Genomic DNA, 26,235 nt, shown 5'->3' on the forward strand with positions numbered 1-26,235 from the left:
AGAGCACGGTCAACACCAGGGGAAGCACATGAGCGCCGAATTCGGCCCACAGCTTCGCGCACTCCTCACGGAGAGAGGCATGACCTTGAGGGGCACTGCCCGAGCCCTCAACTACAACGTGGCCTATATCTCCCGTGTCGCCAACGGCCGCCAACGCCCATCAGTGCAACTTGCCGAAGCCCTGGACGAACTCCTTCAGGCTGATGGGGAGTTGGTGCGACTTTCCGCACCAGTTACGCCACTTAAGCCGCCGGATGAGCCGACTGGCCCAGTTTCCGACATCGCGCATATGAAAGCCTGTGCCGAACACATCCTTAAGCACGCCGACCGCTATGGCGGAGATGCTGTAGCGCCCATAGCAGTTCAGGTTTGGCAGTCCGCTCAGCGCAAACTTGATGCTGGAGAAATCCCGGAGTCGGCCCAGCGGGGCTATGTGGCCGCCGTGGCAGAAGCCGCTGAAGTCGCTGGATGGCTGCTCTTTGATTCCGGTGATCGCGTAGCGGCCCGCAACGCGTTCCTCGAATCACACATGCTGGCCCGGCATGCTGGAGAACGGGCCATGGAGTGGTTCGCCCTGGACATGCTTGCCATGCTCGACACTGAATGTGGTCGTCCCGGAGGAGTACGACGCGTCGCCGATGAGCTGTTGTCGCAGTCCCGGATTCCTCCGCGTGTAGCACTTCTGGCGCGTGTAAGGCGGGGCCGGGCGCTCGCTCAGATAGGAGATCGCCAGCGTGCCTTGGCCGACTTGGACGCAGCCCGAGGAGGCGTGGAAGAGTCCCTGAGTTCACGTGATCCCGAGTGGGCATGGTGGGTGAACCAGCAGGAAATCAGAGGGCACTCAGGGCATGCTCTCTTGAGCCTCGCGGACTTGAACGCGGCGATCCTGAAGTTCCAAAGCGCACTCGAACATGCGACACCACGGGGCGCCATGCTGTACCGCATTGAGCTCTTGCACAGCTACGCAAGAGCCAAAGCGTGGAGGGAAGCGGAAGAGGAGATCCACGAGATCTCACCTCTCCTCAGCACCATCACCTCGGGGAGGAACCGACTGCTCTTGCGAGACGCGTTGCAGGTCGTCGAACGAACCTCGGGGGTGCCGGTAGGCCTCTTGGCTCTTGTCAGCGACACGGCGGCAATGATCACTGCGTGAGGAGGGCTGGATCTGGCCGGCTCTCCCCACGACTGACAGTTGAGGCCCCCGCGCTGCCGCTACTCCGCAGGCTCGGGCGCCGGAGCGATCCCCGTCGGGCAGGCCCGTCCCCAGTTCGTCTCCGACGGGCTTTCCAGCGTGGCGCCCGTGCCGCCGATTCCGCAGTAGCCGTCCGGGTTCTTGTCCAGGTACTGCTGGTGGTATCCCTCGGCAGGCCAGAACGGGCGGGAGGCCGCCGGGAGGATCGTTGTGGTGATTTCTCCGTGGCGTGCGGAGGTCAGGACCTGCTGGAACGCGTCCCGCGATGCCACCGCGCCCGCCTCCTGCTCGGGGGAGTGGGTGTAGATCGCCGAGCGGTACTGGGTGCCCACGTCGTTGCCCTGGCGGAAGCCCTGGGTGGGGTTGTGGGACTCCCAGAAGAGCTTCAGGAGAGCGGCGTACGAGACGCGGGTGGGGTCGAAGACCACGCGGACCACCTCCGCGTGGCCGGTCAGGCCCGAGCAGACTTCCTCGTAGGAGGGGTTCTCCGTGTAACCGCCCTGGTAGCCGACGTACGTCGTCCAGACGCCCTCCGTCTGCCAGAACTTGCGCTCCGCGCCCCAGAAGCAGCCGAGCCCGAAGTCCGCGATCTCCAGGCCGTCGGGGTACGGGCCCAGGAGCGGGTTGCCGAGGACCGTGTGGCGGGAGGGGACCTCGAATTCGGGGGTCGCGCGGCCCTTCAGGGCCTGCTCGGGGGTGGGGAGCTCGGGCGTGCGGCCGAAGAGCATGGGGCTGTCCTCCTGGGACGCTTTGGGGTGGGCGCGGCTTACGGCTTCTTTGTCAACGTGTGCGGGGTGAGCCGCATTCCTCGGGGTCCTCGGGCGGGTGCGCGGGCCGCCTCAGTGCGACAGCGTGGCCGGGCTGCCGCCGTTCGCCTCGTACCCGGCGACGGCGAGCGCGCGGTACACCGCGTAGTCCGCGGCCGGGTCGGAGGAGACCGTCCAGGGCAGTGCGCCCACGTGGCCGTCCACGTGGAGCAGCTGCTTCATGGCCTCCGCCCAGCGCTCACAGCGGACCAGGAAGAAGATCAGGAGGTGCCTGACGTGCGCCAGCATCGGGTCGTCCGGGCGGGCCGAGTGCACGGCGTAGAGCGCGCCCTCGACGGCCTTGGTGACGACCTCGCTCTCGTAGAAACCGCGGACCAGATTGACCTCGGGCAGGTGCTCGTACACCGCGAAGAGCGGGAGCGCGGAGAGGAGCGAGCCCTTGGGGGCACGGGCCGCGGCCGCCTCCGCGAAGTTGTTCGCCAGGTCGCGTGAGCCGTGCCACTTCTCGCACCAGTAGTGCAGGGCCGCCAGGTGCGCCCCCATGTGCGCGGGCGCGCGGTCAAGGATCTTCAGCCACAGCTGCTCGAAGTCCTCGCGCGAGTACGCGAGGCCGCGCGCGATGGAGAGCTCGATGATGTACGGGACGGGGTCGCCGGGGGAGAGGAGCGCCGCCTGCCCGCAGGCCTCCTTCGCCTCCTCCAGGATGATCCGGAACTCGTCGGTCCCGGACGTCGACGACCGCCAGGCCTGCTGGACCAGGAACTCCGCGTGCACCGCCGCACCGCCCGCGTCCTTCGGGGCCTCGGCCCGCCACACCCGCAGCCACTGCCCGCCGGGCTGGTCGCTGACCCCGCCGGGCCGCTGCTGCAGCTCCAGGGACGCCGCGCCCGCGAACGCCTGCACGCGCTGCCAGCGCACCTCGCCGTGCACCTCCGTGCCCGAGAGCAGCTGCGACGCCGCCTTCCAGCTCTGCGACTGCTGGACCACGTCGAGGACGTCCAGGAGGTCGCGGTCCGGTCCCGGCATGCGGATGTCCAGCTCTTCCTGACGCGCGAAGCCGTACTCGGCGGGGTCCGCGGCGTCCGGTGAACCGGGGGCGACCTGGCGGATTCCGCCCCGCCTGCGCAGCAGAACCGGACCGAGGACCGCCCCGATCATGATCGCCGCCATCAGCACCCAGAGAATCTCCATGAGTACAAGCGAACCAGACTGCTCTGACACTTGGCGAACCAGTCTCGAACTTGTCGGCCCCGTGCCCGTCCCGGACTAGGCTCTGGCCGCATGAGTGACACGTTCAGCAGCCAGAGTTTCGAGACCGCCGCGATCCACGCGGGCAACACCGCCGACCCGCTCACCGGCGCGGTCGTCCCGCCGATCTACCAGGTGTCGACGTACAAGCAGGACGGCGTCGGCGGGCTGCGCGGCGGCTATGAGTACAGCCGCAGCGCCAACCCCACCCGCACCGCCCTGGAAGAGAACCTGGCCGCCCTTGAGGGCGGCAGCCGCGGGCTCGCCTTCGCGTCGGGCCTCGCCGCCGAGGACTGCCTGCTGCGTACGCTGCTCAGTCCCGGCGACCACGTGGTCATCCCCAATGACGCGTACGGCGGCACGTTCCGGCTCTTCGCCAAGGTCGTGTCGCGGTGGGGCGTCGAGTGGTCGGTCGCCGACACCTCCGACCCGGCGGCGGTACGGGCCGCGGTGACCGACCGTACGAAGGCGATCTGGGTGGAGACCCCCTCCAACCCGCTGCTCGGCATCACCGACATCGCCGCCGTCTCCCAGGTCGCCAAGGAGACGGGGGCCCGCCTCGTCGTCGACAACACCTTCGCGAGCCCCTACCTCCAGCAGCCCCTCGCGCTCGGCGCGGACGTCGTCGTGCACTCCCTGACGAAGTACATGGGCGGGCACTCGGACGTCGTGGGCGGCGCGCTCGTCGTCAACGACGCCGCCCTCGGCGAGGAGCTTGCGTACCACCAGAACGCGATGGGCGCGGTGGCCGGGCCCTTCGACGCGTGGCTGGTCCTTCGCGGCATCAAGACGCTGGCCGTGCGCATGGACCGGCACAGCGAGAACGCGACGAAGGTCGCCGACATGCTGACGCGGCACGCGCGCGTGACGCGTGTTCTCTACCCCGGGCTTCCGGAGCACCCCGGTCACGAGACCGCCGCCAAGCAGATGAAGGCGTTCGGCGGGATGGTGTCCTTCCAGGTCGCCGGGGGCGAGGAGGCCGCGGTCGCAGTCTGCGACCGGGCGAAGCTGTTCACCCTGGGCGAGTCGCTCGGCGGCGTGGAGTCCCTGATCGAGCACCCGGGGCGGATGACGCACGCCTCCGTGGTGGGCTCGGCGCTTGAGGTCCCGGCGGACCTGGTGCGGCTCTCGGTGGGCATCGAGGCCGCCGATGACCTGCTCGCCGATCTGCAGCAGGCACTGGGCTAGGACGGCGCCGGGCCGGGAGGGACCGCGCCCGGTCACCAGCTCGTCAGCGGTGGAGTCGTCTCCGACGGATGCTCCACCCAGGGCTGGGCGATCGACGCCCAGATCACGAAGGTGACCGCCGCGGCGAGCAGCAGGAGCCACAGCAGCCGGCGCAGTGCCCTGCCGCGGCGCAGCTTGCGGCCGCCGCGGCGGACCGCTTCTTCGTAGAGCTCCGTCGGGACCGAGGGGGGCGTGCCGTCGTCCAGGAGATGGCGGACCGCGTTCTCCTTGCGGTCGAACTGGCTCATGACGGGGCCGCCTTCCCCAGGGGTCGTGTCGGAGCGGGGCCGCGCGGCGGGTGCAGGACCGTCTCCATCGCGCGGGAGCAGATCGCGCTGACCCGGTCGGCGGGCAGGCCGAGGAGCGCCGCTGTCTGCTCCTCGGCGACCCCCTCGTACAGCCGCAGGACGAGAATCAGCCGCTCCTGGGGCGTGAGCCGGGCCAGCACGCCGCCGTGGCCGCGACGGCGCCGCCAGGCCCCGCGGGCGAAGCGGATGGCCAGCTCCTTGCGGGTGCGGTCGTACGGGTCCTCCCCGCGCATCCGGTCCCAGCCCGCGTACGCGTGTGCGAGGGACGCGGTCAGCAAGGCACGCGCGCGTGGGTTGGCGTCCGGCGGCTCGGTGGTGAGCAGCGTCGCGGCATGCAGCAGCCGCCCTGCCGCGCCCGCGACGAACGCTTCGAACTCCCGGGCGCGGCGGGCGTTCAAGAACGCCCGCCGTCCGCGCACCGCGCCTCCCGCCTGGAGGGGACGGGCCCCCGGTCTCATATGAGGCCAGGCACACGGCCGGGGTCAAGAGGCAGGAACCCCCGGAGCCGCCGGGCACAGGGCCCAGGGGTCAGGAAGCGGGTGTCTCCGGGGGCGCCTGCGATGTCTGGCGGGCGGAGAGCGCGGAATTGAAGCGCGTGAGGAGCGTGCAGAAGCTTTCGCGCTCCTGCGGAGACCAGTCATCGGTCAATTCGGCCATGAGGTCGCGCCGCGAGGACCGCACCTCATTGAGGCGTGCCTCGCCGCGCGGCGACAGCTGGAGCACCACGGCGCGGCCGTCCTCGGGGTGCGATGTGCGCTTGACGAGCCCGGTGTCGACCAGGGGGGCGACCTGCCGGGTGACCGTGGACGAGTCGATGCCCATGCTCGCCGCGAGCGCCTTCACGCCCATGGGCCCCTCTTTGTCGAGGCGGTTGAGCAGCAGGTATGCGGCGCGGTCCATGGAGTTGCGGACCTGTCCGACGCCGCCGAGGCGTGTCTGCTCCGCACGGCGGGCGAACACGGCCACCTGGTGCTGCAGCGTGTCGAGGAGGCCGGGATCGCTGGCGGTCGTCATGTCCGGAGTTGTGGGCATGGCCGGGGGCTCACTTCATGCGAGGGCGATGGGTTGGGGGACAGGGTACGCGGCCGGGACGCGGGGCGTACCGGCGCTGCGCAAACCAGTCTCGGCACGTGGTCACCGCAGGAGGACCCCGGTGTGAACTGGGAGACTGGCCGTCATGAGCTACCGCACGCGTCACTCCTTGCCGACGGTCACCCTCGACGACGTGCGCGGCGCCCAGAAGATGCTCTCGGGCGTGTCCAGGGTGACGCCGATGGAAGGCAGCAGGCACCTTTCGCACCTGGTCGGTTCGCCGGTCCACTTCAAGTGCGAGAACCTCCAGCGGACGGGTTCGTTCAAGCTGCGCGGCGCGTACGTGCGGATCGCGGGCCTGTATCCGGAGGAGCGCGCGGCCGGTGTGGTCGCCGCGAGCGCGGGCAATCACGCGCAGGGCGTGGCCCTCGCGTCCTCGCTGCTCGGCGTGCGGTCCACGGTCTTCATGCCGGTGGGTGCGCCGCTGCCCAAGGTCGCAGCGACCCGTGAGTACGGCGCCGAGGTGCGGATGCACGGCCAGGTGGTCGACGAGACGCTGGCCGCGGCGCAGGAGTACGCGGACGAGACGGGCGCCGTCTTCATCCACCCCTTTGACCACCCCGACATCATCGCGGGGCAGGGCACGGTGGGCCTTGAGATCCTGGAGCAGTGCCCTGAGCTGCGCACTCTGGTCCTCGGCATCGGTGGCGGCGGGCTCGCCGCGGGCATCGCGGTGGCCGTCAAGACGCTGCGTCCTGACGTCAAGGTGATCGGCGTGCAGGCCGCGGGCGCCGCGGCGTACCCGCCCTCGCTGGCCGCCGGGCACCCGGTGTCCGTCGAGAACCCGGCGACGATGGCCGACGGCATCAAGGTCGGGCGCCCCGGCGACGTGCCGTTCCGGATCATCGACGAGCTGCTCGACGACGTGGTCACCGTGTCCGAGGACGCCCTGTCCAGCGCGCTGCTGCTCTGCCTGGAGCGGGCCAAGATGGTCGTCGAGCCCGCGGGCGCGAGCCCCGTCGCGGCGCTTCTGAGCAGGCCGCGGGAGTTCGAGGGCCCGGTGGTGGCGCTCCTGTCGGGCGGCAATGTGGATCCGCTCCTGATGCAGCGGATCCTGCGCCACGGCATGGCCGCGGCGGGCCGCTATCTGTCGCTGCGCCTGCGCCTCACGGACCGGCCCGGGGCCCTCGCCACGCTGCTCGGGGTGCTTTCGGTGGTCGACGCCAATGTCCTCGACGTGAGCCATGTGCGGACCGATCCGCGTCTGGGCCTGACGGAGGCGGAGGTCGAGTTGCAGCTGGAGACCAAGGGCCCGTCGCACTGCACCGAGGTCGGCGCGGCGCTGCGCGAGGCGGGCTACACCGTCATCGGCTGACGGTCGGCGCGCCCGCCTGATGCTCACCCGCGCCCGCCTGATGGTCGGCGCGCCCGCCTGACGGTCGGCGTGTCCACCTGACGGCCACCTGACGGCCACCCGACGGTCCGCGTCGCGGGTGACTCCGGCGAAAACCCCGCGCGTCCAAGGGCGTTGCCCGCTATTTTGCGTTGTCCACAGCTTCGTCAATCCCGTTGCGAAGACGCGATGTATCGCGTTATGGTGTGTCTCACGTCACTGGTCGCCGGGCGCGTGTCAACCGGCAAATCTAATCTTTTCAGTAGGAAGTCACCCAAACCACGGGGAGAACCCACATGCCAGGCGCCATCTACGCCGAAGGTCTCGTCAAGACCTTCGGCGACGTAAGGGCTCTGGACGGCGTTGATCTGGATGTCCCGGAAGGCACCGTGCTCGGCCTCCTCGGGCCGAACGGCGCGGGCAAGACCACGGCGGTGCGCTGCCTGACGACGCTTCTGACGCCGGACCGCGGCCGGGCGGTCGTCGCGGGCATCGACGTACTGAAACATCCGAACGAAGTACGGCGCTCGATCGGCCTCTCCGGCCAGTTCGCCGCCGTCGACGAGTACCTGACGGGCCGCGAGAACCTCCAAATGGTCGGCCAGCTCTACCAGATGAAGGCCAAGGAGGCGAAGGTCAGGGCGGGCGAGCTGCTCGACCGGTTCCATCTCGCCGACGCCGCGGACCGCCCCTCCAAGACATATTCGGGAGGCATGCGCCGCCGCCTCGACCTCGCGGCCGCCCTCGTCGTGTCGCCCCCGGTGATGTTCATGGACGAGCCGACGACGGGCCTCGACCCGCGCAACCGGCAGCAGCTCTGGGAGGTCATCCAGGAGCTGGTGTCGGGCGGCACGACCCTCCTCCTCACCACCCAGTACCTCGAAGAGGCCGACCACCTCGCGCACGACATCTGCGTCGTCGACCACGGCCGGGTCATCGCACGCGGCACCTCCGACCAGCTCAAGGCACAGACCGGCGGCGAGCGCGTCGAGGTCGTGGTGCACGAGCGCGAGCACATCACCCCGGCCGTGGAGGTCCTGCGAGGCCTCGGCAAGGGCGAGGTCGCCGTCGAGAACCACACCCGCAAGCTCACCGTCCCGGTCTCCGGCGGCGCCAAGCTGCTCGCCGAGGTCATCCGCGAGCTGGACAACCGCGGGATCGAGATAGACGACATCGGGTTGCGCCGCCCGACCCTGGACGACGTGTTCATCTCGCTGACCGGCCACGTGGCCGAGGTGAAGGACGAGAAGAGCGGCGAGAAGAACGGCGAGGCGAAGGACGCACAGGGCGAGCCCGAGAAGGAGGCCGACAAGTGAGTACCTCCACCGGCATCGTGACCAAGCGCACGGCGAGTCCCAGGCCCGCGGGCGGCATCGGCCAGTCCGTCAGGGACTCCCTGGTCGTGGCCCGCAGGAATCTCATTCGCATGACCAGGATTCCCGAGATGATCCTGTTCGGGATCATCCAACCGGTGATGTTCGTGGTCCTTTTCACGTACGTCTTCGGCGGTTCCATCAACATTCCGGGTGCGCCCGCCGGCAGCGCGAGCGCCTACAAGGAATTCCTGATGGCGGGCATCTTCGCGCAGACCGTCACGTTCGCCACGGCGGGCGCCGGAGCGGGCATCGCCGACGACATGCACAAGGGCCTGATCGACCGCTTCAGGTCGCTGCCGATGGCGCGAGGCGCCGTCCTGACCGGCCGCACCCTCGCGGACCTGGTGCAGACGGCCGTGACCCTGGCCGTCCTCGCGGTGGTGGCCCTGCTCGTCGGCTGGCGCACGCACGAGAACCTCGGCAAGGTCCTCGCGGGCTTCGGCCTGCTCCTGCTGCTCGGGTACGCGTTCACCTGGATCGGCGCACTGATCGGCCTGTCCGTGCGGACCCCCGAGGCGGCGACCTCGGGAGGGCTGATCTGGCTGTTTCCGCTGACGTTCATCTCGAACGCCTTCGTGCCGGTCAACGGAATGCCGAAGTTCCTTCAGTACGTCGCCGAGTGGAACCCGTTCAGTGCCACGGTGGCGGCGGCCCGAGAGCTGTTCGGCAACACGATCGAGGGCGTTCCGAAGTCGGTCACCGGAGCCTGGCCGATGGAGCACCCCGTCTGGGCCTCGCTGATCTGGTCGGTGCTCATCATCGTGGCGTTCCGCACGCTCGCGGTCCGCAAGTACCGCTCGGCGACGGCCTGAGCCTGAGCCCGAGCCTGAGCCCGAGCCCGAGCGGGAGCGGGACACGCGAAAGGCCCCCCACACGTTCGGTGCGGGGGGCCTTTCGCGTCGCCGATGCGGGCCTCAGCCCTGGTAGGGCTTGGCTTCGAGGATCTTCACGGAGGCGAGCTTGCCGTTCGGCAGTTCGTACTGCGCGTTCTCGCCGATCTTCTTGCCGTTCACGCCGCTGCCCAGCGGGGACTGCGGCGAGTACGTCTCGATTTCGGTGCTCGCGTACTCGCGCGAGGCGAGCAGGAACTTCAGGGTGTCGTCCTCGTCGCCGTCAAAGGCGATCGTGACGACCATGCCGGGCGCGACCACGCCGTCCGCGGCCGGCGCCTCGCCGACCTTCGCGTTCTCCAGGAGCTGGGTCAGCTGGCGGACGCGGAGCTCCTGCTTGCCCTGCTCCTCCTTGGCCGCGTGGTACCCGCCGTTCTCGCGCAGGTCGCCCTCCTCGCGTGCGGCCGCGATCTTCGTGGAGATCTCGGTGCGCGCGGGACCAGACAGGTACTCCAGCTCGGCCTTGAGCTGGCTGTACGCCTCCTGGGTCAGCCAGGTGACGTTCTCGCTGGTCTGGGTCACAGGTGCTCCTCGTAGGTACTGGGAATACAAAGCATCGCCCTACCCAGAAGGATGTTCCCTCTCGGGTGGGCGAAACCACGAGCCTAACAATTCAGGCGCGTGAGGGGGAGGACATAAGCCGTCAGAAATACGTCAACGCAGGTGAGGGCCGGTACACCGGGGACGTCGCACGTCCGGCGTGACACAAGGGGCGCGGCGGGCGCGGCCGGGCGGGGCGGAATCAGTCCGAGTGGCAGCCGAGCAGCTCGGCGCTCGTACCGCGCGCCTTCGTGCGCAGCGTCACGACCTTGTCGATCCGGCCCGTGTCCTGGTCGAAGCGGAAGTCCGCGCGGCCGACCTCTTCGCCGTCCTCGGCCTGTGAGCGCAGGGTGCAGTAGCCGTGCGCGTCCGCGTCCTTGCGCACCTCCAGGTGCACCTTGACCGCGCTGTCCGATGCGACCTCGAACTTGATCACTTCGCCGCTGACCTTGGTGCCGGAGACGTAGTCGTATCCGAACCAGCCGATCATCAGGAGGAAGAGCACACCGAGGACACTGCCGATGATCTTCAGCTTGCGGTCCGCCTGCTCGTCGGCCGTGCGCGCGTGGCCGTACCGGCTCTCGGGAGGGCCCGCGGGAGCCTTCTCGTTCACGGCCGCCATGATCGTCCTCCATGAAAAGGGGATGCCGGAATTTTCCGCCCCCCGGTTCCGTCACTATAGAAGCCTCCCACCCGCCACCCGACCGCCGCCCCGCATCGACGTCCCTGCGGGACGACACCTATTTACCGCGCCGAAATGACCAGGGCGCCAGATCACTGAGGATCGAGTCTTGACTGAGCAGCTGCGACTGATGGCCGTTCACGCCCACCCCGACGACGAGTCGTCGAAGGGCGCGGCCACCATGGCCAAGTACGTGTCCGAGGGGGTGGACGTGCACGTCGTGACCTGCACGGGCGGGGAGCGCGGCGACATCCTCAACCCCAAGCTCCAGGGTGACAAGTACATCGAGGAGAACATCCACGAGGTGCGCAGGAAGGAGATGGCCGAGGCGCGCGAGATCCTCGGCGTCAAGCAGGACTGGCTCGGCTTCGTCGACTCGGGTCTGCCCGAGGGCGACCCGCTGCCGCCGCTGCCCGACGGCTGCTTCGCCCTTGAGGACGTCGACAAGGCCGCCGGTGAGCTGGTCCGGCAGATCCGCTCCTTCCGTCCGCAGGTCATCACGACGTACGACGAGAACGGCGGCTATCCGCACCCCGACCACATCATGACCCACAAGATCTCGATGGTCGCCTTCGAAGGCGCCGCGGACGCCGAGAAGTACCCGGAGAGCGAGTATGGGCCGATCTACCAGCCGCAGAAGCTCTACTACAACCAGGGCTTCAACCGGCCGCGCACCGAGGCGCTGCACCAGGCGATGCTCGACAAGGGCCTGGAGTCGCCCTACGGGGACTGGCTGAAGCGCTGGGACGAGTTCGAGCGGGTCGAGCGCACGCTGACCACCCACGTTCCCTGCGCCGACTTCTACGAGGTCCGGGACCGGGCGCTGATCGCGCACGCCACGCAGATCGACCCCGAGGGCGGCTGGTTCCGGGTGCCGATGGAGCTCCAGAAGGCGGTCTGGCCCACGGAGGAGTACGAGCTCGCGAAGTCGCTCGTCGATACATCCCTCCCCGAGGACGACCTCTTTGCGGGCATCCGCGACAATGCCTGATGTGAACGCACATCTGGCAATGACGCATCTCGTCCCTCTCGCCAAAGAGGTCGACGATGACAAGGTGACCCCGGGTGTTCTCGGCTTCATCGTCTTCGCGGTGATGGCACTCGCCGTCTGGGGTCTGATGAAGTCGATGAGCAAGCACATGCGGAAGGTCGACTTCAAGGAACCCGCGGAGGCCTCCACCGGCGACGGGAAGACCTCCGAGGCCGAACCCCGCAAGGGCTAGCCCGCCGACTCCACCGTCACTCCCATCACCTCGCGGGAGTGACGGTTGGGCACCATGCCCAGACGCCAGGCCTGCCAGCCGGACTCCAGGTCGGCGCCCCGCTCCAGGAGGAGGCCGTACGCCTCCATGTAGTCGGTCAGCTTGCCGTCACGCGTCGGGTGACCGGCGCGGGCCAGCTGGCTGAGCTCCTCCTGGGCGACGGCGGTGCCGATCTCCCAGCCGCCGGGCGACGCGTACGGCAGCAAAGTGCAACGCAGGAAGCGGGCCCAGTCCTCGCCGCGCCGGTCGCCGTACGAGGCGAACAGCTCGGCCGCCTCGTCGCACAGGGCGAGCGCCTGCTGGGCACGTGTGTTCCCCGCGTCGACGACCGCGAGCTCCAGGCACGTCCACGCCTCGCCGTGCGCGACGCCGATGCGCTGGAAGTCGGCGCGGGCGTCCACCAGGAGCTGGCGGGCGAAACCGGAGTTGCGCAGCGAGCCCGTCTGGGCGGCGCGCTGGTCGCGGGTCACCCGCGCCGAGTGGTGCCGCGCGCAGGCAAGGCCGTACACGTCCCGCATCCGGGAGAACATCGTCCGCGAGCGCTCCAGCTCGCGCACCGCCTGGTCGAGGCCGCCCGCCTCCTCCAGGGCCTGGCCCAGGTAGTAGGCGCTCCACGCCTCGCCGCGCGCGTCCTCGTTCTCGCGGTGCCGTGACACCGCCTGCCGAAGACCGTCGACCGCGGCCGACGGCTCCCCGTCCACCAGGCGGGCCCGCGCCAGCTGCGTCAGGGCCCAGGCCTCGCCACGGCCGTCACGTGTGCGCCCGTACAGCTCCAGGGCGCTACGCAGCTGCTCCTCCGCGCGCGGTACGTCGCCCATGCGCAGGAAGAGCTGACCGAGCTGGAAGTGCGCCCACGCCTCGCCGTGCAGGGAGTCGTTCTCGCGGTGCAGGGTGAGGGAGGCCTCCAGGAGCCCGAGCGCCTGGTTGAGGTTGGAGCGGTCCCGCTCCACCGCCGCGAGTGCGTGCATCGTCCAGGCGCGGTCACCGGCCAGCTCGTCGGAGGCCTGCAGTTCGAGGGCCTCGTGCAGGCGCGCCGACGCCTCCGTCAGATTGCCCTGGTGGTGCAGGGTGATCCCGAGCGAGCACAGGGCGAGGGCGGCGCCCGCGTCCTGCTGGGCCTCCATGTACAGGTCCACGACCGACGTCAGGGTCGTCCGCGCCTGGTCGAGCTCGCCGAGCTGACGGGACGCGATACCCGTACGCCACTGCACGCTCCGTACGAGAAGCCCCTGGTCGACGGCTTGCGTGAGCTCGCTGATCTCGCCGAGGCGGTAGAGGTCGCCGCGCAGCAGGCAGTAGTCGCACAGCGCGCCCAGGAGGTTGAGCACCGCCTCCTGGTCCACGCCCTCCGCGTGCCGCAGCGTCGCCGTGATGAAGCTCGACTCGTCGTCGAGCCAGCGCAGGGCCGCGTCGAGCGAGGAGAAACCGTGCCGGTCGAACTGGCCGGCCCGCGTCGACATCTTGCCGTCGACCAGGCGGATCACCGAGCCCGCGAGCTCGCTGTAGCTGGCGATCAACCGTTCCTGCGCGGCCGTACGCTCCGCGGGCTCCTCCTCGTCGCGGAGGCGGGCAAGGGCGAAGGCACGTACGAGATCGTGCAGGCGGTAGCGGCTGCGCCGCACGTGGTCGACGAGGCCCGCGCGGGAGAGCGCGGTCAGCTGGCGGGCCGCTTCCTGCTCGTCGGCGCCGAGCAGGGCGGCCGCCGCGGCAGCCCCCAGGGAGGCGCGCCCGGCGAGCGCCAGCCTGCGCAGGAGGCGCCGCGCGGGCTCGGACTGGTCCGTGTAGCGCAGCCACAGGACGCGCTCGACGGGCTCCACAGGGCCGTACGCGGCGAGGTCGGAGGCGAGTTGGCGCGTCGTGCGCGCGCCGATCGAGGAACCGGCGATACGCAGGGCGAGCGGCAGCCCGCCGCACAACTCCCGCACCGCGTCGGACGATTCGGCGTCGTAGGGCCCGGAGGAATCCTCCGCGACCTCCTTGATCAGCTCCTCCGCGCCCGCCGCGTCCAACGGCTCCACCGGCAGCTGGTGCACCCAGGCGGGCAGGTCGGCCGGGAGTTCGAGGGGCTTGCGGGCGGTGACGATCACGAGGCTGTCGGAGCGCTCGGGCACGAGCGTGCGCACCTGCGCCGGGTCGCTGGCGTCATCCAGTACGACGGTCACCGCGAGCCCCGTCAGATACTGGTGATACAGCTCGCTGAGCCGCTTGACCTGCTGCTCCGGCGAGGAACGCTCCCGGAACAGCAGCTGCTCGCGCGGGGCGCCCAACCGATTCAGCAGATGCAGGAGCGCGTCCCGCGTGGACAGCGGCTGGGAGCTCTCACCCCGCAGATCCACGACGCAGGCGCCCCGGAACTGGTCCCGCAGATCGTGCGCGGCACGGACGGCGAGCGAGGAGCGCCCGGAGCCGGGCGCGCCGTGCAGCACGACCACGGTGGGCCTGGTCTCGGTGCTGGCCCGCGCGGCGTGCACCCACTGGGCGACTCGGGCGAGCTCGGCGCGGCGCCCGGCGAACGGGCCTTCCAGCTCCGGCAGTTGGGTGAAGGACTGGTCCAGTACGGTGCGCCTGCGCGCCGCCGCGCTCTTGTCCGTGCCCCGCAGCTGGGGCGCGGACTTCTTCGTGCCGGAGGACGCCTGGAGCACCCGCTGCTGGTCGATGAAGGGCCGGATGCCCCGCACCTCAAGGGCCGTCAGCCACTGGAGCCGCAGCTGCTCGGGTCCGCCGGGCTGGTTGAGCGCACCGGCGCGGCGGCTGGCGTCGGGCACGTGGGACGCGGTGACCTTGAGAACCGTGGTGGCCGCGCCGACGACGCCGACCGCGGCCCCCACGCCCAGAGCGGTCGAGGTGTCGGTCCCGAGCACGAGGTCGGCGATACACGCCGCAACGGCCGCAACGGCGGCCACGAGCAGCGGAGTTCCCGCCCCCTCCTTGGCATACCGCTGCCCGAAGGAGAGCTGCCCGGCCTCCGATTCGTCCAGGGCCCGCGTATAGGCCGCGTACTCCTCGCCGGCGGTCTGCCCCATGGCGTCGAGGGCGGCTTTGGCCCGCGAGAGCAGCACACCCCCGTCGGTCCGTCCGCCGGAGCGCCGCGACTCTTCTTCCACCGCCCGCACCAACAGCCGCTCGGCCTCAGCCCGATGGCTGTCCCGCATATGGGTCCCCCTCCGAGAGCAATAGTCACCTGTGGCATCAAGTGTCCTGCGTACGGCGCTCCGGCGCGAGGGAGTCCGCGGATCACGTGGGGCAGTCCCCGGATCGAAGGGCCCCGTGCGCGAGGATGGGGGGCATGCCGAACCGACTGGCCCATGAGACATCCCCCTACCTTCTTCAGCACGCCGACAACCCCGTCGACTGGTGGCCCTGGTCGGCGGAGGCTTTCGCGCAGGCGCGGGAGCGAGGCGTCCCTGTGCTGCTCAGCGTGGGTTACAGCAGTTGCCACTGGTGTCACGTCATGGCGCACGAGTCCTTCGAGGACGCCGACACGGCGGCCTTCCTGAACGAGCACTTCGTCAACGTCAAGGTCGACCGCGAGGAGCGGCCCGACATCGACGCCGTCTACATGGAGGCCGTGCAGGCCGCGACGGGCCAGGGCGGCTGGCCCATGACGGTCTTCCTCACCCCCGACGCCGAGCCCTTCTACTTCGGCACGTACTTCCCGCCCGAGCCGCGGCACGGCCTGCCCTCCTTCCGGCAGGTGGCCGACGGGGTCCGGCGCGCCTGGACGGACCGGCGTGACGAGGTCGACGAGGTCGCCGGGAAGATCGTCCGCGACCTCGCCGAACGCGAGCTTGCCTTCGGCGACGACGGGCTGCCCGGCGAGGACGAGCTCGCGCAGGCGCTGCTCGGCCTGACGCGCGACTACGACGCCTCGCGGGGCGGTTTCGGGGGCGCGCCCAAGTTCCCGCCGTCCATGGTCATCGAGTTCCTGCTGCGGCACTACGCCCGCACCGGCTCGGAGGGCGCCCTCCAGATGGCGGCCGACACCTGCGAGCGGATGGCGCGCGGCGGGATCTACGACCAGCTGGGCGGTGGGTTCGCGCGGTACTCCGTGGACCGGGAGTGGGTCGTCCCCCACTTCGAGAAGATGCTGTACGACAACGCGCTGCTCTGCCGGGTCTACGCCCACCTGTGGCGGGCCACGGGATCGGACCTCGCGCGGCGTGTCGCCCTGGAGACCGCCGACTTCATGGTGCGTGAACTGCGGACGAACGAGGGCGGGTTCGCCTCGGCGCTCGACGCGGACAGCGAGGACGCCGCGACCGGCAAGCACGTCGAGGGCGCGTACTACGCATGGACGCCGGAGCAGTTGCGCGAGGTGCTCGGCGACGCGGACGCCGAGCTCGCCGCCGCGTACTTCGGGGTGACGGAGGAAGGGACCTTCGAAGAGGGCGCTTCGGTGCTTCAGCTTCCGGAGGGGCAGGGCGTGGTGGCGGATGCCGCCCGGCTCACCTCGATCCGGGAGCGGCTGCTCGCGGCGCGCTCGCAGCGGCCCGCTCCTGGACGGGACGACAAGGTCGTCGCCGCCTGGAACGGTCTCGCCGTCGCCGCGCTCGCCGAGGTGGGGGCGTACTTCGACCGGCCGGATCTGGTGGCCGCCGCGGTGGGCGCCGGTGACCTGCTCGTGCGGCTGCACATGGACGACAGGGCGAGGCTGTCCCGTACGTCCAAGGACGGCCAAGTGGGCGCCAACGCCGGCGTGTTGGAGGACTACGCGGATGTCGCCGAGGGATTCCTCGCGCTGGCCTCCGTGACGGGGGAGGGCGTGTGGCTGGAGTTCGCCGGGTTCCTGCTCGACCATGTGCTCGGTCAGTTCGTGGACGCGGAATCGGGGTCGTTGTACGACACTGCCGCGGACGCGGAGCAGCTGATCAGGCGGCCACAGGACCCCACGGACAACGCGGTGCCCTCCGGGTGGACGGCGGCTGCGGGGGCGCTGCTCTCGTACGCGGCGCAGACCGGCGACGAGCCGCATCGCCTCGCGGCGGAGAGGGCGTTGGGGGTCGTGAAGGGGCTCGCGCCTCGGGCGCCCCGGTTCATCGGGCATGGGCTGGCGGTGGCTGAGGCGGCGTTGGACGGGCCGCGTGAGGTCGCCGTCATCGGCGAGGCCGGGGGCGCGTTGCACCGCACGGCGCTGTTGGGGACGGCGCCCGGGGCCGTGGTGGCTGTCGGCCCCGCGGGCGGCGGCGAGTTTCCGCTGCTCGCGGGGAGGGAGCTGCCCGCGGCCTACGTGTGCCGACGGTTCGTGTGCGACGCGCCCACCACTGACGTGGAGGAGCTGGCGGCGAAGCTGTCGGGCTGAGGGCCGGGTGTACTGACCCGCGAGGTCGGGGAAGGGCCGGGGCTTTCCCGGCCCCGCCCCGGACCCCGCCCCAGCCCCCCAGCACCGGACAGGGCTGAGAGATTCAGCCCTGTGCGGAGGCGAAGCCCGTGGTCAGCGTGGTCAGGGTGCGGTCCACCAGATCGCCCAGGTCGTCATTGTGACCGTGCTCCGCCCAGTACGCCGACGTCTCCGTCAGCGCGCCGATCAGCCCCATCGAGAACACCCGGACCTCAAGGTCCGCCGCGTCGCGGCCGGTGCGTTCCGCGATGACGCGGCACAGCATCCGGCCGGTGGCCGACATGCTCTCCAGCATCCGGGAGCGTACGGCAGGGACCTCGACCATCAGGCGCGTACGCAGGCGCGAGACCTCCGGCTCCTCGGTGAACCCGACGACCACCGCCCTGCGCAGCACGTGCCGCAAGGACTCCACGATCGGCTCGTCCGCGGGGCGCGCCCGCAACTCGTCCTCCAGGAACGGGTCGTACTCGTCGGTGAGGACGATGTCCTCCTTGGTCGGGAAGTACCGGAAGACGGTCGACGCCGACACCTCCGCGGCCTCGGCGATCTGCTCGACCGTCGCCGCGTCGTACCCCTGCTCCTCGATCAGCCGGTATGTGGCCTCACGGATCGCGATGCGCGTCTTGAGCTTCTTGCGCTCGCGGAGTCCGAGCTCTGCCATGTGCCCCGGCTGTCCCGTCTGCCCCGGCTGGGGGGTGTGTGCGGAAGGAGTGGTTCGTGCGGCCGTCATGGCGCTCATTGTCGGGCATGCTCCGTCCGTCGGGCGCGAGCATGCCCGCGACCCCCGCGACCAGGGCGCCGAGCGACCGCCGGCGGCGGGGGTCCTGCCGGTGCGCGGCAGGGCGAACGTATGACAGCAGCCCTGAAATGCACGTAACTGTCAAAAGGTAGCGACCGTCACCTGTTCGGCCATTCGCGTGTCTCCGCGCACGCGAATGGCCGCGGCTCGAAAGCCGCGGCCATAAAGAGGGGAGGGGTGTGGTGACCACTCATGGGCGACCACCCGTGGGTTTCTGCCCGTGGGTGACCACCTGTGGGTGACTACCCGTGCTGGTACGCCACCAGCGAGATGCCCACGTAGTGCACCGCGAACGCGGCCAGTGTCAGGGAGTGGAAGACCTCGTGGAAGCCGAAGAAGCGCGGGGAGGGGTTGGGGCGCTTGATGCCGTAGATCACGCCGCCCGCGCTGTAGAGCAGTCCGCCCACGATCACGAGGACCAGGACGGCGATGCCGCCCGTGCGCAGGAAGTCCGGCAGGTAGAAGACCGCCGCCCAGCCCATCGCGATGTAGCACGGGGTGTAGAGCCAGCGCGGCGCGCCGACCCAGAAGACCCGGAAGAGGATGCCGGCCACCGCCGCGCCCCACACGCCCCAGAGCAGCCACCGCCCCTGGGAGTCGGGCAGGAGCAGCATCGTCAGCGGGGTGTACGTGCCCGCGATGATCAGGAAGATGTTGGCGTGGTCGAGTCTGCGCAGCACGCCGTCCGCGCGTGGACTCCAGGTGCCCCGGTGGTAGATCGCGCTGACTCCGAAGAGCAGGCAGGCCGTCAGGACGTAGATCCCGCAGGCGATGCGCCCGCGGGTGGAGTCCGTGAGCGCCGTGAGCACGATGCCGGAGACGAGCACCGCGGGGAACATGCCCGCGTGCAGCCAGCCGCGCATCTTCGGCTTCACTTCCGCGAGATCCGGGATCTCTGGTAGCGACAGGGCGTCGAGCGGGGACGAATCGTGGCTCTTGGCCGGGGAGTTCGTGTCCGCGTCGGGGACGGGAGCGGTCATATCGGCATCGTACCTACGCAACCGTAAGTTAGGCATCAGGCGAGTGGGAACTGAGGCGCACAAGTGGCGATGCTCACGGTGATACCCGAGCGTACAACTGACGGATTCGCGGGTTGATGCGCGGGTGGGGGCCGTCCTGGCGAGTGGCGATGCTCACGCCGCTCAGGTGTGAGGCCCTCTGGACATATGCGCGGAAGCATCGGATGATCAAATGAGTGCGGTCGGCACCGGATGAGCGCCAGAGGGTCGATAAGTGAAGCATCCGGGTCGCAGCCCCCACGGGGCAAACAAACCAAAACCCCTCATATAGGAGCAATCGTGGCGCGCGACATCGCGGCTCCCCTTCTCTCAGCTTCCCTGGGCACCATCCCCACCAACCACCGGGAGCTCGTCTCCTGGGTGAACGAGATCGCCGAACTGACCGAGCCGGACAGCGTGGTCTGGTGCGACGGATCCGAGGCCGAGTACGAGCGCCTGTGCGGGGAGCTCGTGGCCAGAGGCACGTTCAAGAAGCTCGACCCCGTCAAGCGCCCGAACTCGTACTACGCGGCCTCCGACCCGACCGACGTCGCCCGCGTCGAGGACCGCACCTTCATCTGCTCCGAGAAGGAAGAGGACGCGGGCCCGACCAACCACTGGAAGGCCCCCGCCGAGATGCGGGAGATCTTCGCGGGGGAGAAGGGCGTCTTCCGCGGCTCGATGCGCGGTCGCACGATGTACGTCGTGCCCTTCTGCATGGGCCCGGTCGGCTCCCCGCTCTCCGCGATCGGCGTCGAGATCACCGACTCCGCGTACGTCGCTGTCTCCATGCGCACCATGACCCGCATGGGCCAGGCTGTCCTGGACGAGCTCGGCGACGACGGCTTCTTCGTGAAGGCCGTGCACACGCTGGGCGCGCCGCTCGAAGCGGGCGAGGCCGACGTGCCGTGGCCCTGCAACTCCACGAAGTACATCTCGCACTTCCCCGAGGACCGCGAGATCTGGTCGTACGGATCCGGGTACGGCGGCAACGCCCTGCTCGGCAAGAAGTGCTACGCCCTGCGCATCGCCTCCGTCATGGCGCGCGACGAGGGCTGGCTGGCCGAGCACATGCTGATCCTCAAGCTCACGCCCCCGCAGGGCGAGAGCAAGTACGTGGCGGCCGCCTTCCCCTCCGCCTGCGGCAAGACCAACCTCGCCATGCTGGAGCCGACGACCCGCGGCTGGACGGTCGAGACCATCGGTGACGACATCGCCTGGATGCGCTTCGGTGAGGACGGACGGCTCTACGCGATCAACCCCGAGGCCGGTTTCTTCGGCGTCGCGCCCGGCACCGGCGAGCACACCAACGCCAACGCCATGAAGACCCTGTGGGGCAACTCGGTCTTCACGAACGTCGCGCTCACCGACGACAACGACGTCTGGTGGGAGGGCATGACGGAGGAGACTCCCGCCCACCTCACGGACTGGAAGGGCAACGACTGGACCCCGGAGTCGGGCGTCCCCGCGGCCCACCCGAACGCCCGCTTCACCACGCCCGCCTCGCAGTGCCCGATCATCGCGCCCGAGTGGGAGGACCCCAAGGGCGTGCCGATCTCGGCGATCCTCTTCGGTGGCCGTCGCGCCAGCGCGGTGCCGCTCGTGACGGAGTCCTTCAACTGGCAGCACGGCGTCTTCCTCGGCGCCAACGTGGCCTCCGAGAAGACCGCCGCCGCCGAGGGCAAGGTCGGCGAGCTGCGCCGCGACCCGTTCGCGATGCTGCCCTTCTGCGGCTACAACATGGGCGACTACATGGCCCACTGGATCAAGGTCGGCGCGGACAAGCCGGACCAGTCCAAGCTCCCGAAGATCTACTACGTGAACTGGTTCCGGAAGAACGCCGAGGGCAAGTTCGTGTGGCCCGGCTTCGGTGAGAACTCCCGCGTCCTGAAGTGGATCGTCGACCGGCTCGACGGCAAGGCCGAGGGCGTCGAGACCCCCATCGGCATCCTGCCGACGGTCGACTCCCTGGACACCGAGGGGCTCGACCTGCCCGCCGCCGACCTGGAGTTCCTGCTCACGGTCGACAAGGAGGTCTGGCGCGACGAGGCCTCGCTGGTCCCCGAGCACCTGAACACCTTCGGCGACCACACGCCCAAGGAACTGTGGGACGAGTACCGCGCCCTGGTGCAGCGTCTCGGCTGACACCCCCGCGTACTCAGCGCATTCCGGAAGGGCCCCGCACAACGGCGTGCGGGGCCCTTCCGCATGTGTACGCATCTCGCACACCCTCCCTTCACGTCACCCTCACATGTTTCAATGACCCCACACGGGGGGCCGCTGATCGCGACGCGCGCCGCCAAAAAGCCTGTGGGGGGCCAAGTTGAAGAAGTCTCAGCGGTTAAGACGGGGGACGGGCGCCGTGCTCGCGGTGGTACTCGGCTCGGCAGGGCTGGTCGCCGTCGGGACGCCCGCCGCGTACGCCGCCACTCCCTCGGACGAGGTGGCCAAGCTGCCGATCTCCTCGTTCGGGGCGATGGTGGTGGACGACGCGCACGAGCGGGTCTACGTCACCGACGCGCGCAGGAGCAGCGGCACGAGCCAGGTCTGGGTCTACGACTTCCAGGGCCGACGGGTGGGTTCGCTCGCCACCGACCAGCCGGCCTCCGGCATGGCGCTCAGCGCGGACGGCGCGACGCTGAACGTGTCGGTGTCCGGCCGCATCATGGCGTTCGACACGGCGACGCAGGCCAAGGGCGGCGCGTCCGTCACGCCCTACAGCGTCGAGTGCGGCCGGGACGTCGCCGTGGCGGGAGGCAAGACGTGGTTCACGGAGACGCCGTACACCGGCTCGTACTGCGACCGGCCCGACAACGCCGCGTATCTGTACGGCGTCAAGGACGCCTCGTACGCCTACACCGGCTGGAACAGCGAGGGGCGGCTGAAGCTGGAGTCGGGGCCCGAGGCGCCCGACCGGCTCGTGATGGGGCAGGCGGGCGCGGGTAGCGCGGCCAACCCCTTCCTCACCACGTTCGACGCGAGCGGCGAGACCCTGGTGCGCGGCCCTCAGCGGCGCTTCGCGGAAGCCGACGGCAAGGGCGCGCTCGACCTGAAGGACATCGCCCAGAGCGCCGACGGCAAGCGGATCGCCGTCGCCGACGCGGCATACGGCACCCGGTTGCTCGACGCCTCCGACCTGGCGGACGCGCCGACCGGCTACCAGCCGCTGCCGGAGGGTGTGAAGGCCTCGGCGGTGGCATTCAGCGGTGACGGGAAGTACGTGGCCCGCGGTGCGGGCGCCACGGGCAGCACGCCCGACCTGCTGATCCAGCCCGCCGACCCGGCGGACGGCACCACGCCGATCGAGTTCGCCTTCGAGGGGGAGCTCGACGGCTCGCGGGTCGTGCCGCAAGGGCTCGACTGGACCAAGGACGGCTCACGGCTCTTCGCGGTGACCTCGGACGGCGGCAGCGGCCACTGGCTGCACGTCATCAAGCCCCCGGCCGCCCAGTACGACGCGCGCTTCACGGGCACGCTCGGCACCACGCCATCGAAGCCCGTCGTCGGTGAACCGCTCGGCATCCGGGGCGCGTTGGAGCTTGACGGGCCCGCTCCCGCGGAGCCGGTGAAGGTCGCCGCGGTCCGCGAGGACGCGGACGGCACGCAGGAGGTGGCCGCGGCCAAGGTCGCGGCCGACGGCAGCTTCACCGTCCTCGACGTACCGGACAGGCTCGGCGAGGCGACGTACACGCTGCGGTTCCTCGGCGATGTCACGCACCGGCCCGCCGAGGACGTCACGGTCACCGTCGACGTGGCGAAGGCGGCGACGGCGATCGAGCTGACGGCGCCCGCGGAGGCGACCCGCGCGGGCGGTGTCGAGATCGCCGGGAAGCTGACGGGGCAGGGGCGTGCGCTGCCGTCCGGGATCGCGCTGAAGGTGACGCGGACCGACAGGCTCGGCACGACGGGTGAGCTGACATCGGCGTCGGTGGCGGCGGACGGCACGTTCCGGATCAGGGACCTGCCGAGCAAGAAGGGCAAGACGGTCTACGCGGTGAGTTACGAGGGCGATGCCCTGCACGGCGGATCGTCGACCCAGGCCACTGTGAAGATCACCGGTTAGACGGCGGGTACCCCCAGCTGTCGTCTCCGGTGGTGGCGCCCGGTCCGCGGCCTTCCCGGCCGCGGACCGGGGCCGTCAGTGGGCGCCGACGAGGTGGGCGGCGCCGGCGTGCGCGTCCATGCGACGGGCGGCGAGGATCGCCGCCGCGGTGTCGGCACGGGACGCGGCCACCACCAGGGCGCGGCCCGCGAGGGCGTGGGCGCGCTGGTGCAGGGCGGTGAGGTGCGGTTCGTGGATCGCGGTCACCACGGCCGAGCGGACGGGCGGGAGTCCGCCGCGCAACCGGGCCACCTCGGACGACAGCTGCTCGGCGGCGTCGTCCAGGTCGGTGGCGGGCGCGAGGGCGCGCAGCTCGTCCGTGACGGCGAGGAGCGCCGCCAGATGCGCGGCGAGCTGGATGTCCAGCTCCTCCTCGCGGGAGCGGTGCGGGAAGTCGCCCGGTTCGGCCATGGCATGGACCGACTTGGTGCGGATCGGCTCGTACATGGCATGGCCTCCTGGCGGGTAGCTTGAAAGCCATCCTACATTAGATTCAGTCTAAAGTTGAGCGCGGTCATGCCCTGCGTGAGCGAGAGACCTAGGGCTGGGTGTAGCCGTCCAGGAAGTTGCCGATCCGGGTGACGGCCTCGGTCAGATCCGTCGTCGTGGGCAGCGTGACGACCCGGAAGTGATCCGGTTCCGGCCAGTTGAAGCCGGTGCCGTGGACGACCATGATCTTCTCGGCGCGGAGCAGGTCGAGGACCATCTGGCGGTCGTCCTTGATCTTGAAGACCTTCGGGTCGAGCCGCGGGAAGAGGTAGAGCGACCCCTTGGGCTTCACACAGCTCACGCCGGGGATCTGGGTGAGCAGGTCGTACGCGGTGTCGCGCTGCTCCACGAGTCGGCCGCCCGGAAGCACGAGGTCGTTGATGGTCTGCCGCCCGCTCAGCGCGGCGACCACACCGTGCTGACCCGGCATGTTCGCGCACAGGCGCATGTTGGCGAGGATCGTCAGGCCCTCGATGTACGAGGACGCGTGCGCCTTCGGCCCCGAGATGGCCACCCAGCCGACGCGGTAACCGGCCACCCGGTACGCCTTCGACATGCCGTTGAAGGTGAGGGTGAGGAGGTCGGGGGCGACGGCGGCGGTGGGGGTGTGGACCGCGTCGTCGTAGAGGATCTTGTCGTAGATCTCGTCCGAGCAGATCAGGAGGTTGTGGCGCCGCGCGATGTCGGTCAGGCCGCGCAGCATCTCCTCGCTGTATACGGCGCCCGTCGGGTTGTTCGGGTTGATGATCACGAGCGCCTTGGTGCGGTCGGACACCTTGCGCTCGATGTCGGCGAGGTCCGGCATCCAGTCCGCCTGCTCGTCGCAGCGGTAGTGCACGGCGGTGCCGCCGGAGAGCGAGACCGCGGCCGTCCACAGCGGATAGTCCGGCGCCGGTACGAGGACCTCGTCGCCGTCGTCGAGCAGTCCCTGCATGGCCATGACGATGAGCTCGGAGACGCCGTTGCCGATGAAGACGTGCTCGACGTCCGTCTCGATGCCCAGGGTCTGGTTGTGCATGACCACCGCGCGGCGGGCGGCGAGCAGCCCCTTCGCGTCTCCGTAGCCGTGCGCGTCGCCGACGTTGCGGAGGACGTCCTCAAGGATCTCGGGCGGGCACTCGAACCCGAAGGCCGCGGGGTTGCCGGTGTTGAGCTTCAGGATGCGGTGGCCCGCCGCTTCCAGCCGCATCGCCTCCTCGAGCACCGGGCCCCGGATCTCGTAACAGACGTTGGCGAGCTTCGTCGACTGGATGACCTGCATGTCCGCGAGCTTACGGCCGCGTAACGAGACCCGCCTCGTGTTTTCCGCCACGTCGGGGACGGGGCGGTGCCGTACGTGGCATTCGGGTGCGTCCGAGCGCGTCCGCGTGCCTCCGAGTGCGTTCGGACCCGTCGGGGTGTCCTGTCAGCGGTCAGTTGTGTCCGTATGCGGTCTTGTCCTCGCGCCCGGCAGCCCCAACAATGCGCATGACAAAACCGAATCACCTTCGGTCACATAGTCAACGGAGGGGACCCCCACATGAAGAAGCCTCTCGTCGGCGCGATCTTCGCCGTGGCGCTCATCGGCGCGACGGCGGCACCCGCGACGGCTGTCAGCGACGGCGCGCAGACGCCCGCCAAGCAGACGCAGCAGACCAAGCAGAAGCCTGTGAAGGCGAAGGCCAAGGCGAAGGTCAAGGCCAAGGCGGTCAACTTCGCGGGCACGGTGGCGCTGAGCAACTGTTCCGGCTCCGTCGTCCGCGTACCGAACTCGCAGCCCGGCGACCCAGCACTCGTGATGTCCAACGGCCACTGCCTGGAGAGCGGCTTCCCGGGCCCCGGTGAGGTCGTCGTCGACAAGCCGTCGTCGCGCAGCTTCACGCTCCTCAACTCCAGTGGCGGCAACGCCGGAACGGTCAAGGCGAGCAAGATCGCCTACGGGACGATGACGGACACGGACGTCTCGCTCTACCAGCTCACCAGCACATACAGCCAGATCGAGAGCAAGTTCGGCATCAAGGCCCTTGAGCTGAACGCGGCGCACCCGGAGAAGGGGAAGGCGATCACCGTCGTCTCCGGCTACTGGAAGAAGATGTACAAGTGCAGCGTCGACGGCTTCGCGTACCGCCTCAAGGAGGGGAACTGGACCTGGAAGGACTCGGTCCGCTACACCTCCGCCTGCCAGACGATCGGCGGCACCTCGGGCTCTCCGGTGGTCGATGACGCGACCGGCAAGGTCGTCGCCGTCAACAACACCGGCAACGAGAGCGGCGAGCGGTGCACGGACAACAACCCGTGCGAGGTCGACGAGAACGGCAAGGTGACGGTCCGCGAGGGCATCAACTACGCCCAGCAGACGTACGGCATCGTGCCGTGCGTGGCGGCAGGCAACAAGATCGACCTGAGCCGCGCGGGCTGCGCGCTGCCCAAGCCGTAAGGGACTAAGGGACGTAAGGGCCGTAAGGGCTCTGAGCGCTGCCACCCTCCGGCGCGGCAAACCCCAAACCCCCCCACCCCCGGCAAGCCAACCTGGTCCGAACCCGCCACCCCCGGATAGCGATTGGCGCATTGCAGGAAAGTCCCACTTGGGGTGTGCGGTGACCTGGGCGATTG

The 26,235-nt window shown here is 69.9% G+C and carries 23 protein-coding genes; 11 read left to right on the forward strand and 12 right to left on the reverse strand.

Features of this window, described 5'->3' with window-relative positions; translation table 11 throughout:
- Window positions 1–28: 28 nt before the first annotated feature.
- Window positions 29–1,153, forward strand: a complete 1,125-nt coding sequence (locus ACZ5CR_RS14140) for a helix-turn-helix domain-containing protein (RefSeq protein ID WP_468857219.1) — start codon at window positions 29–31, stop codon at window positions 1,151–1,153.
- Between the two features lie 59 nt (window positions 1,154–1,212).
- Here the strand turns inward: ACZ5CR_RS14140 and msrA are convergent, their stop codons facing one another.
- Both msrA and ACZ5CR_RS14150 read right to left on the reverse strand, forming a co-directional pair.
- The gene (gene msrA, locus ACZ5CR_RS14145) at window positions 1,213–1,920 is read right to left on the reverse strand and encodes a peptide-methionine (S)-S-oxide reductase MsrA (protein ID WP_468857221.1); all 708 of its coding nucleotides are present in this window, start codon (window positions 1,918–1,920) and stop codon (window positions 1,213–1,215) included.
- A 111-nt stretch (window positions 1,921–2,031) separates the two neighbouring features.
- Entirely contained in the window at window positions 2,032–3,150 is a 1,119-nt protein-coding gene (locus ACZ5CR_RS14150; protein ID WP_468857222.1) for a hypothetical protein, read from the reverse strand.
- Between the two features lie 90 nt (window positions 3,151–3,240).
- On the opposite strand from ACZ5CR_RS14150, the gene ACZ5CR_RS14155 reads away from it, so the two are divergent.
- Window positions 3,241–4,395: a cystathionine gamma-synthase gene (locus ACZ5CR_RS14155; RefSeq protein WP_468857224.1), complete on the forward strand. Its 1,155-nt coding sequence runs from the start codon at window positions 3,241–3,243 to the stop codon at window positions 4,393–4,395.
- Window positions 4,396–4,427: 32 nt separating this feature from the next.
- Here the strand turns inward: ACZ5CR_RS14155 and ACZ5CR_RS14160 are convergent, their stop codons facing one another.
- From ACZ5CR_RS14160 to ACZ5CR_RS14170, 3 genes are all read right to left on the reverse strand, one after another.
- On the reverse strand, window positions 4,428–4,682 hold the full coding sequence (locus tag ACZ5CR_RS14160) for a hypothetical protein (protein WP_468857226.1): 255 nt from the start codon (window positions 4,680–4,682) through the stop codon (window positions 4,428–4,430).
- Window positions 4,679–5,161 carry a sigma factor-like helix-turn-helix DNA-binding protein gene (locus ACZ5CR_RS14165; RefSeq protein WP_468857228.1) on the reverse strand — a complete coding sequence of 161 codons (483 nt, stop codon included), beginning with the start codon at window positions 5,159–5,161 and terminating at the stop codon, window positions 4,679–4,681. The genes ACZ5CR_RS14160 and ACZ5CR_RS14165 overlap by 4 nt, the downstream gene beginning before the upstream one ends.
- Window positions 5,162–5,270: 109 nt before the next feature.
- The gene (locus tag ACZ5CR_RS14170; protein WP_453542407.1) at window positions 5,271–5,774 is read right to left on the reverse strand and encodes a MarR family winged helix-turn-helix transcriptional regulator; all 504 of its coding nucleotides are present in this window, start codon (window positions 5,772–5,774) and stop codon (window positions 5,271–5,273) included.
- A gap of 145 nt (window positions 5,775–5,919) precedes the next feature.
- On the opposite strand from ACZ5CR_RS14170, the gene ilvA reads away from it, so the two are divergent.
- From ilvA to ACZ5CR_RS14185, 3 genes are all read left to right on the forward strand, one after another.
- Entirely contained in the window at window positions 5,920–7,149 is a 1,230-nt protein-coding gene (gene ilvA / locus ACZ5CR_RS14175) for a threonine ammonia-lyase (protein WP_468857229.1), read from the forward strand.
- 314 nt (window positions 7,150–7,463) lie between these two features.
- Window positions 7,464–8,483, forward strand: a complete 1,020-nt coding sequence (locus ACZ5CR_RS14180) for an ATP-binding cassette domain-containing protein (protein ID WP_468857231.1) — start codon at window positions 7,464–7,466, stop codon at window positions 8,481–8,483.
- Window positions 8,480–9,355, forward strand: coding sequence for an ABC transporter permease (locus ACZ5CR_RS14185; RefSeq protein WP_468857232.1), 876 nt, complete (start codon window positions 8,480–8,482; stop codon window positions 9,353–9,355). The genes ACZ5CR_RS14180 and ACZ5CR_RS14185 overlap by 4 nt, the downstream gene beginning before the upstream one ends.
- A gap of 102 nt (window positions 9,356–9,457) precedes the next feature.
- On the opposite strand, the gene greA is transcribed toward ACZ5CR_RS14185, so the two are convergent.
- Entirely contained in the window at window positions 9,458–9,955 is a 498-nt protein-coding gene (greA, locus tag ACZ5CR_RS14190) for a transcription elongation factor GreA (RefSeq protein ID WP_468857234.1), read from the reverse strand.
- A 220-nt stretch (window positions 9,956–10,175) separates the two neighbouring features.
- Window positions 10,176–10,595, reverse strand: coding sequence for a DUF4307 domain-containing protein (locus tag ACZ5CR_RS14195; RefSeq protein ID WP_468857235.1), 420 nt, complete (start codon window positions 10,593–10,595; stop codon window positions 10,176–10,178).
- 169 nt (window positions 10,596–10,764) lie between these two features.
- On the opposite strand from ACZ5CR_RS14195, the gene mca reads away from it, so the two are divergent.
- A complete protein-coding gene (gene mca / locus ACZ5CR_RS14200) occupies window positions 10,765–11,646 on the forward strand; it encodes a mycothiol conjugate amidase Mca (RefSeq protein WP_468857237.1) in 882 nt (293 codons plus the stop codon).
- On the forward strand, window positions 11,639–11,878 hold the full coding sequence (locus tag ACZ5CR_RS14205) for a hypothetical protein (RefSeq protein ID WP_468857238.1): 240 nt from the start codon (window positions 11,639–11,641) through the stop codon (window positions 11,876–11,878). Before mca ends, ACZ5CR_RS14205 begins: the two co-directional genes overlap by 8 nt.
- Here the strand turns inward: ACZ5CR_RS14205 and ACZ5CR_RS14210 are convergent.
- Window positions 11,875–15,069 carry a tetratricopeptide repeat protein gene (locus ACZ5CR_RS14210; RefSeq protein ID WP_468857240.1) on the reverse strand — a complete coding sequence of 1,065 codons (3,195 nt, stop codon included), beginning with the start codon at window positions 15,067–15,069 and terminating at the stop codon, window positions 11,875–11,877. The two genes, ACZ5CR_RS14205 and ACZ5CR_RS14210, sit on opposite strands and share 4 nt — an antisense overlap.
- A 134-nt stretch (window positions 15,070–15,203) precedes the next feature.
- On the opposite strand from ACZ5CR_RS14210, the gene ACZ5CR_RS14215 reads away from it, so the two are divergent.
- Window positions 15,204–17,216: a thioredoxin domain-containing protein gene (locus ACZ5CR_RS14215; RefSeq protein WP_468857242.1), complete on the forward strand. Its 2,013-nt coding sequence runs from the start codon at window positions 15,204–15,206 to the stop codon at window positions 17,214–17,216.
- 103 nt (window positions 17,217–17,319) lie between these two features.
- Here the strand turns inward: ACZ5CR_RS14215 and ACZ5CR_RS14220 are convergent, their stop codons facing one another.
- Window positions 17,320–17,985, reverse strand: a complete 666-nt coding sequence (locus ACZ5CR_RS14220) for a TetR/AcrR family transcriptional regulator (RefSeq protein WP_468857243.1) — start codon at window positions 17,983–17,985, stop codon at window positions 17,320–17,322.
- 311 nt (window positions 17,986–18,296) lie between these two features.
- Entirely contained in the window at window positions 18,297–19,034 is a 738-nt protein-coding gene (trhA, locus tag ACZ5CR_RS14225; RefSeq protein WP_468857245.1) for a PAQR family membrane homeostasis protein TrhA, read from the reverse strand.
- 318 nt (window positions 19,035–19,352) lie between these two features.
- On the opposite strand from trhA, the gene ACZ5CR_RS14230 reads away from it, so the two are divergent.
- A complete protein-coding gene (locus ACZ5CR_RS14230; protein WP_468857247.1) occupies window positions 19,353–21,197 on the forward strand; it encodes a phosphoenolpyruvate carboxykinase (GTP) in 1,845 nt (614 codons plus the stop codon).
- Window positions 21,198–21,414: 217 nt separating this feature from the next.
- Window positions 21,415–23,115, forward strand: coding sequence for an Ig-like domain repeat protein (locus tag ACZ5CR_RS14235; protein WP_468857249.1), 1,701 nt, complete (start codon window positions 21,415–21,417; stop codon window positions 23,113–23,115).
- A 75-nt stretch (window positions 23,116–23,190) separates the two neighbouring features.
- On the opposite strand, the gene ACZ5CR_RS14240 is transcribed toward ACZ5CR_RS14235, so the two are convergent.
- Together ACZ5CR_RS14240 and ACZ5CR_RS14245 are read right to left on the reverse strand one after the other, a co-directional pair.
- On the reverse strand, window positions 23,191–23,601 hold the full coding sequence (locus ACZ5CR_RS14240) for an SCO4983 family protein (RefSeq protein WP_468857250.1): 411 nt from the start codon (window positions 23,599–23,601) through the stop codon (window positions 23,191–23,193).
- Between the two features lie 91 nt (window positions 23,602–23,692).
- On the reverse strand, window positions 23,693–24,904 hold the full coding sequence (locus ACZ5CR_RS14245) for a pyridoxal phosphate-dependent aminotransferase (protein ID WP_468857252.1): 1,212 nt from the start codon (window positions 24,902–24,904) through the stop codon (window positions 23,693–23,695).
- A gap of 258 nt (window positions 24,905–25,162) precedes the next feature.
- On the opposite strand from ACZ5CR_RS14245, the gene ACZ5CR_RS14250 reads away from it, so the two are divergent.
- Entirely contained in the window at window positions 25,163–26,059 is an 897-nt protein-coding gene (locus ACZ5CR_RS14250) for a S1 family peptidase (RefSeq protein WP_468857254.1), read from the forward strand.
- The last annotated feature ends 176 nt before the right edge of the window (window positions 26,060–26,235 follow it).

Source organism: Streptomyces sp. NPDC031274 (genome assembly GCF_055570235.1).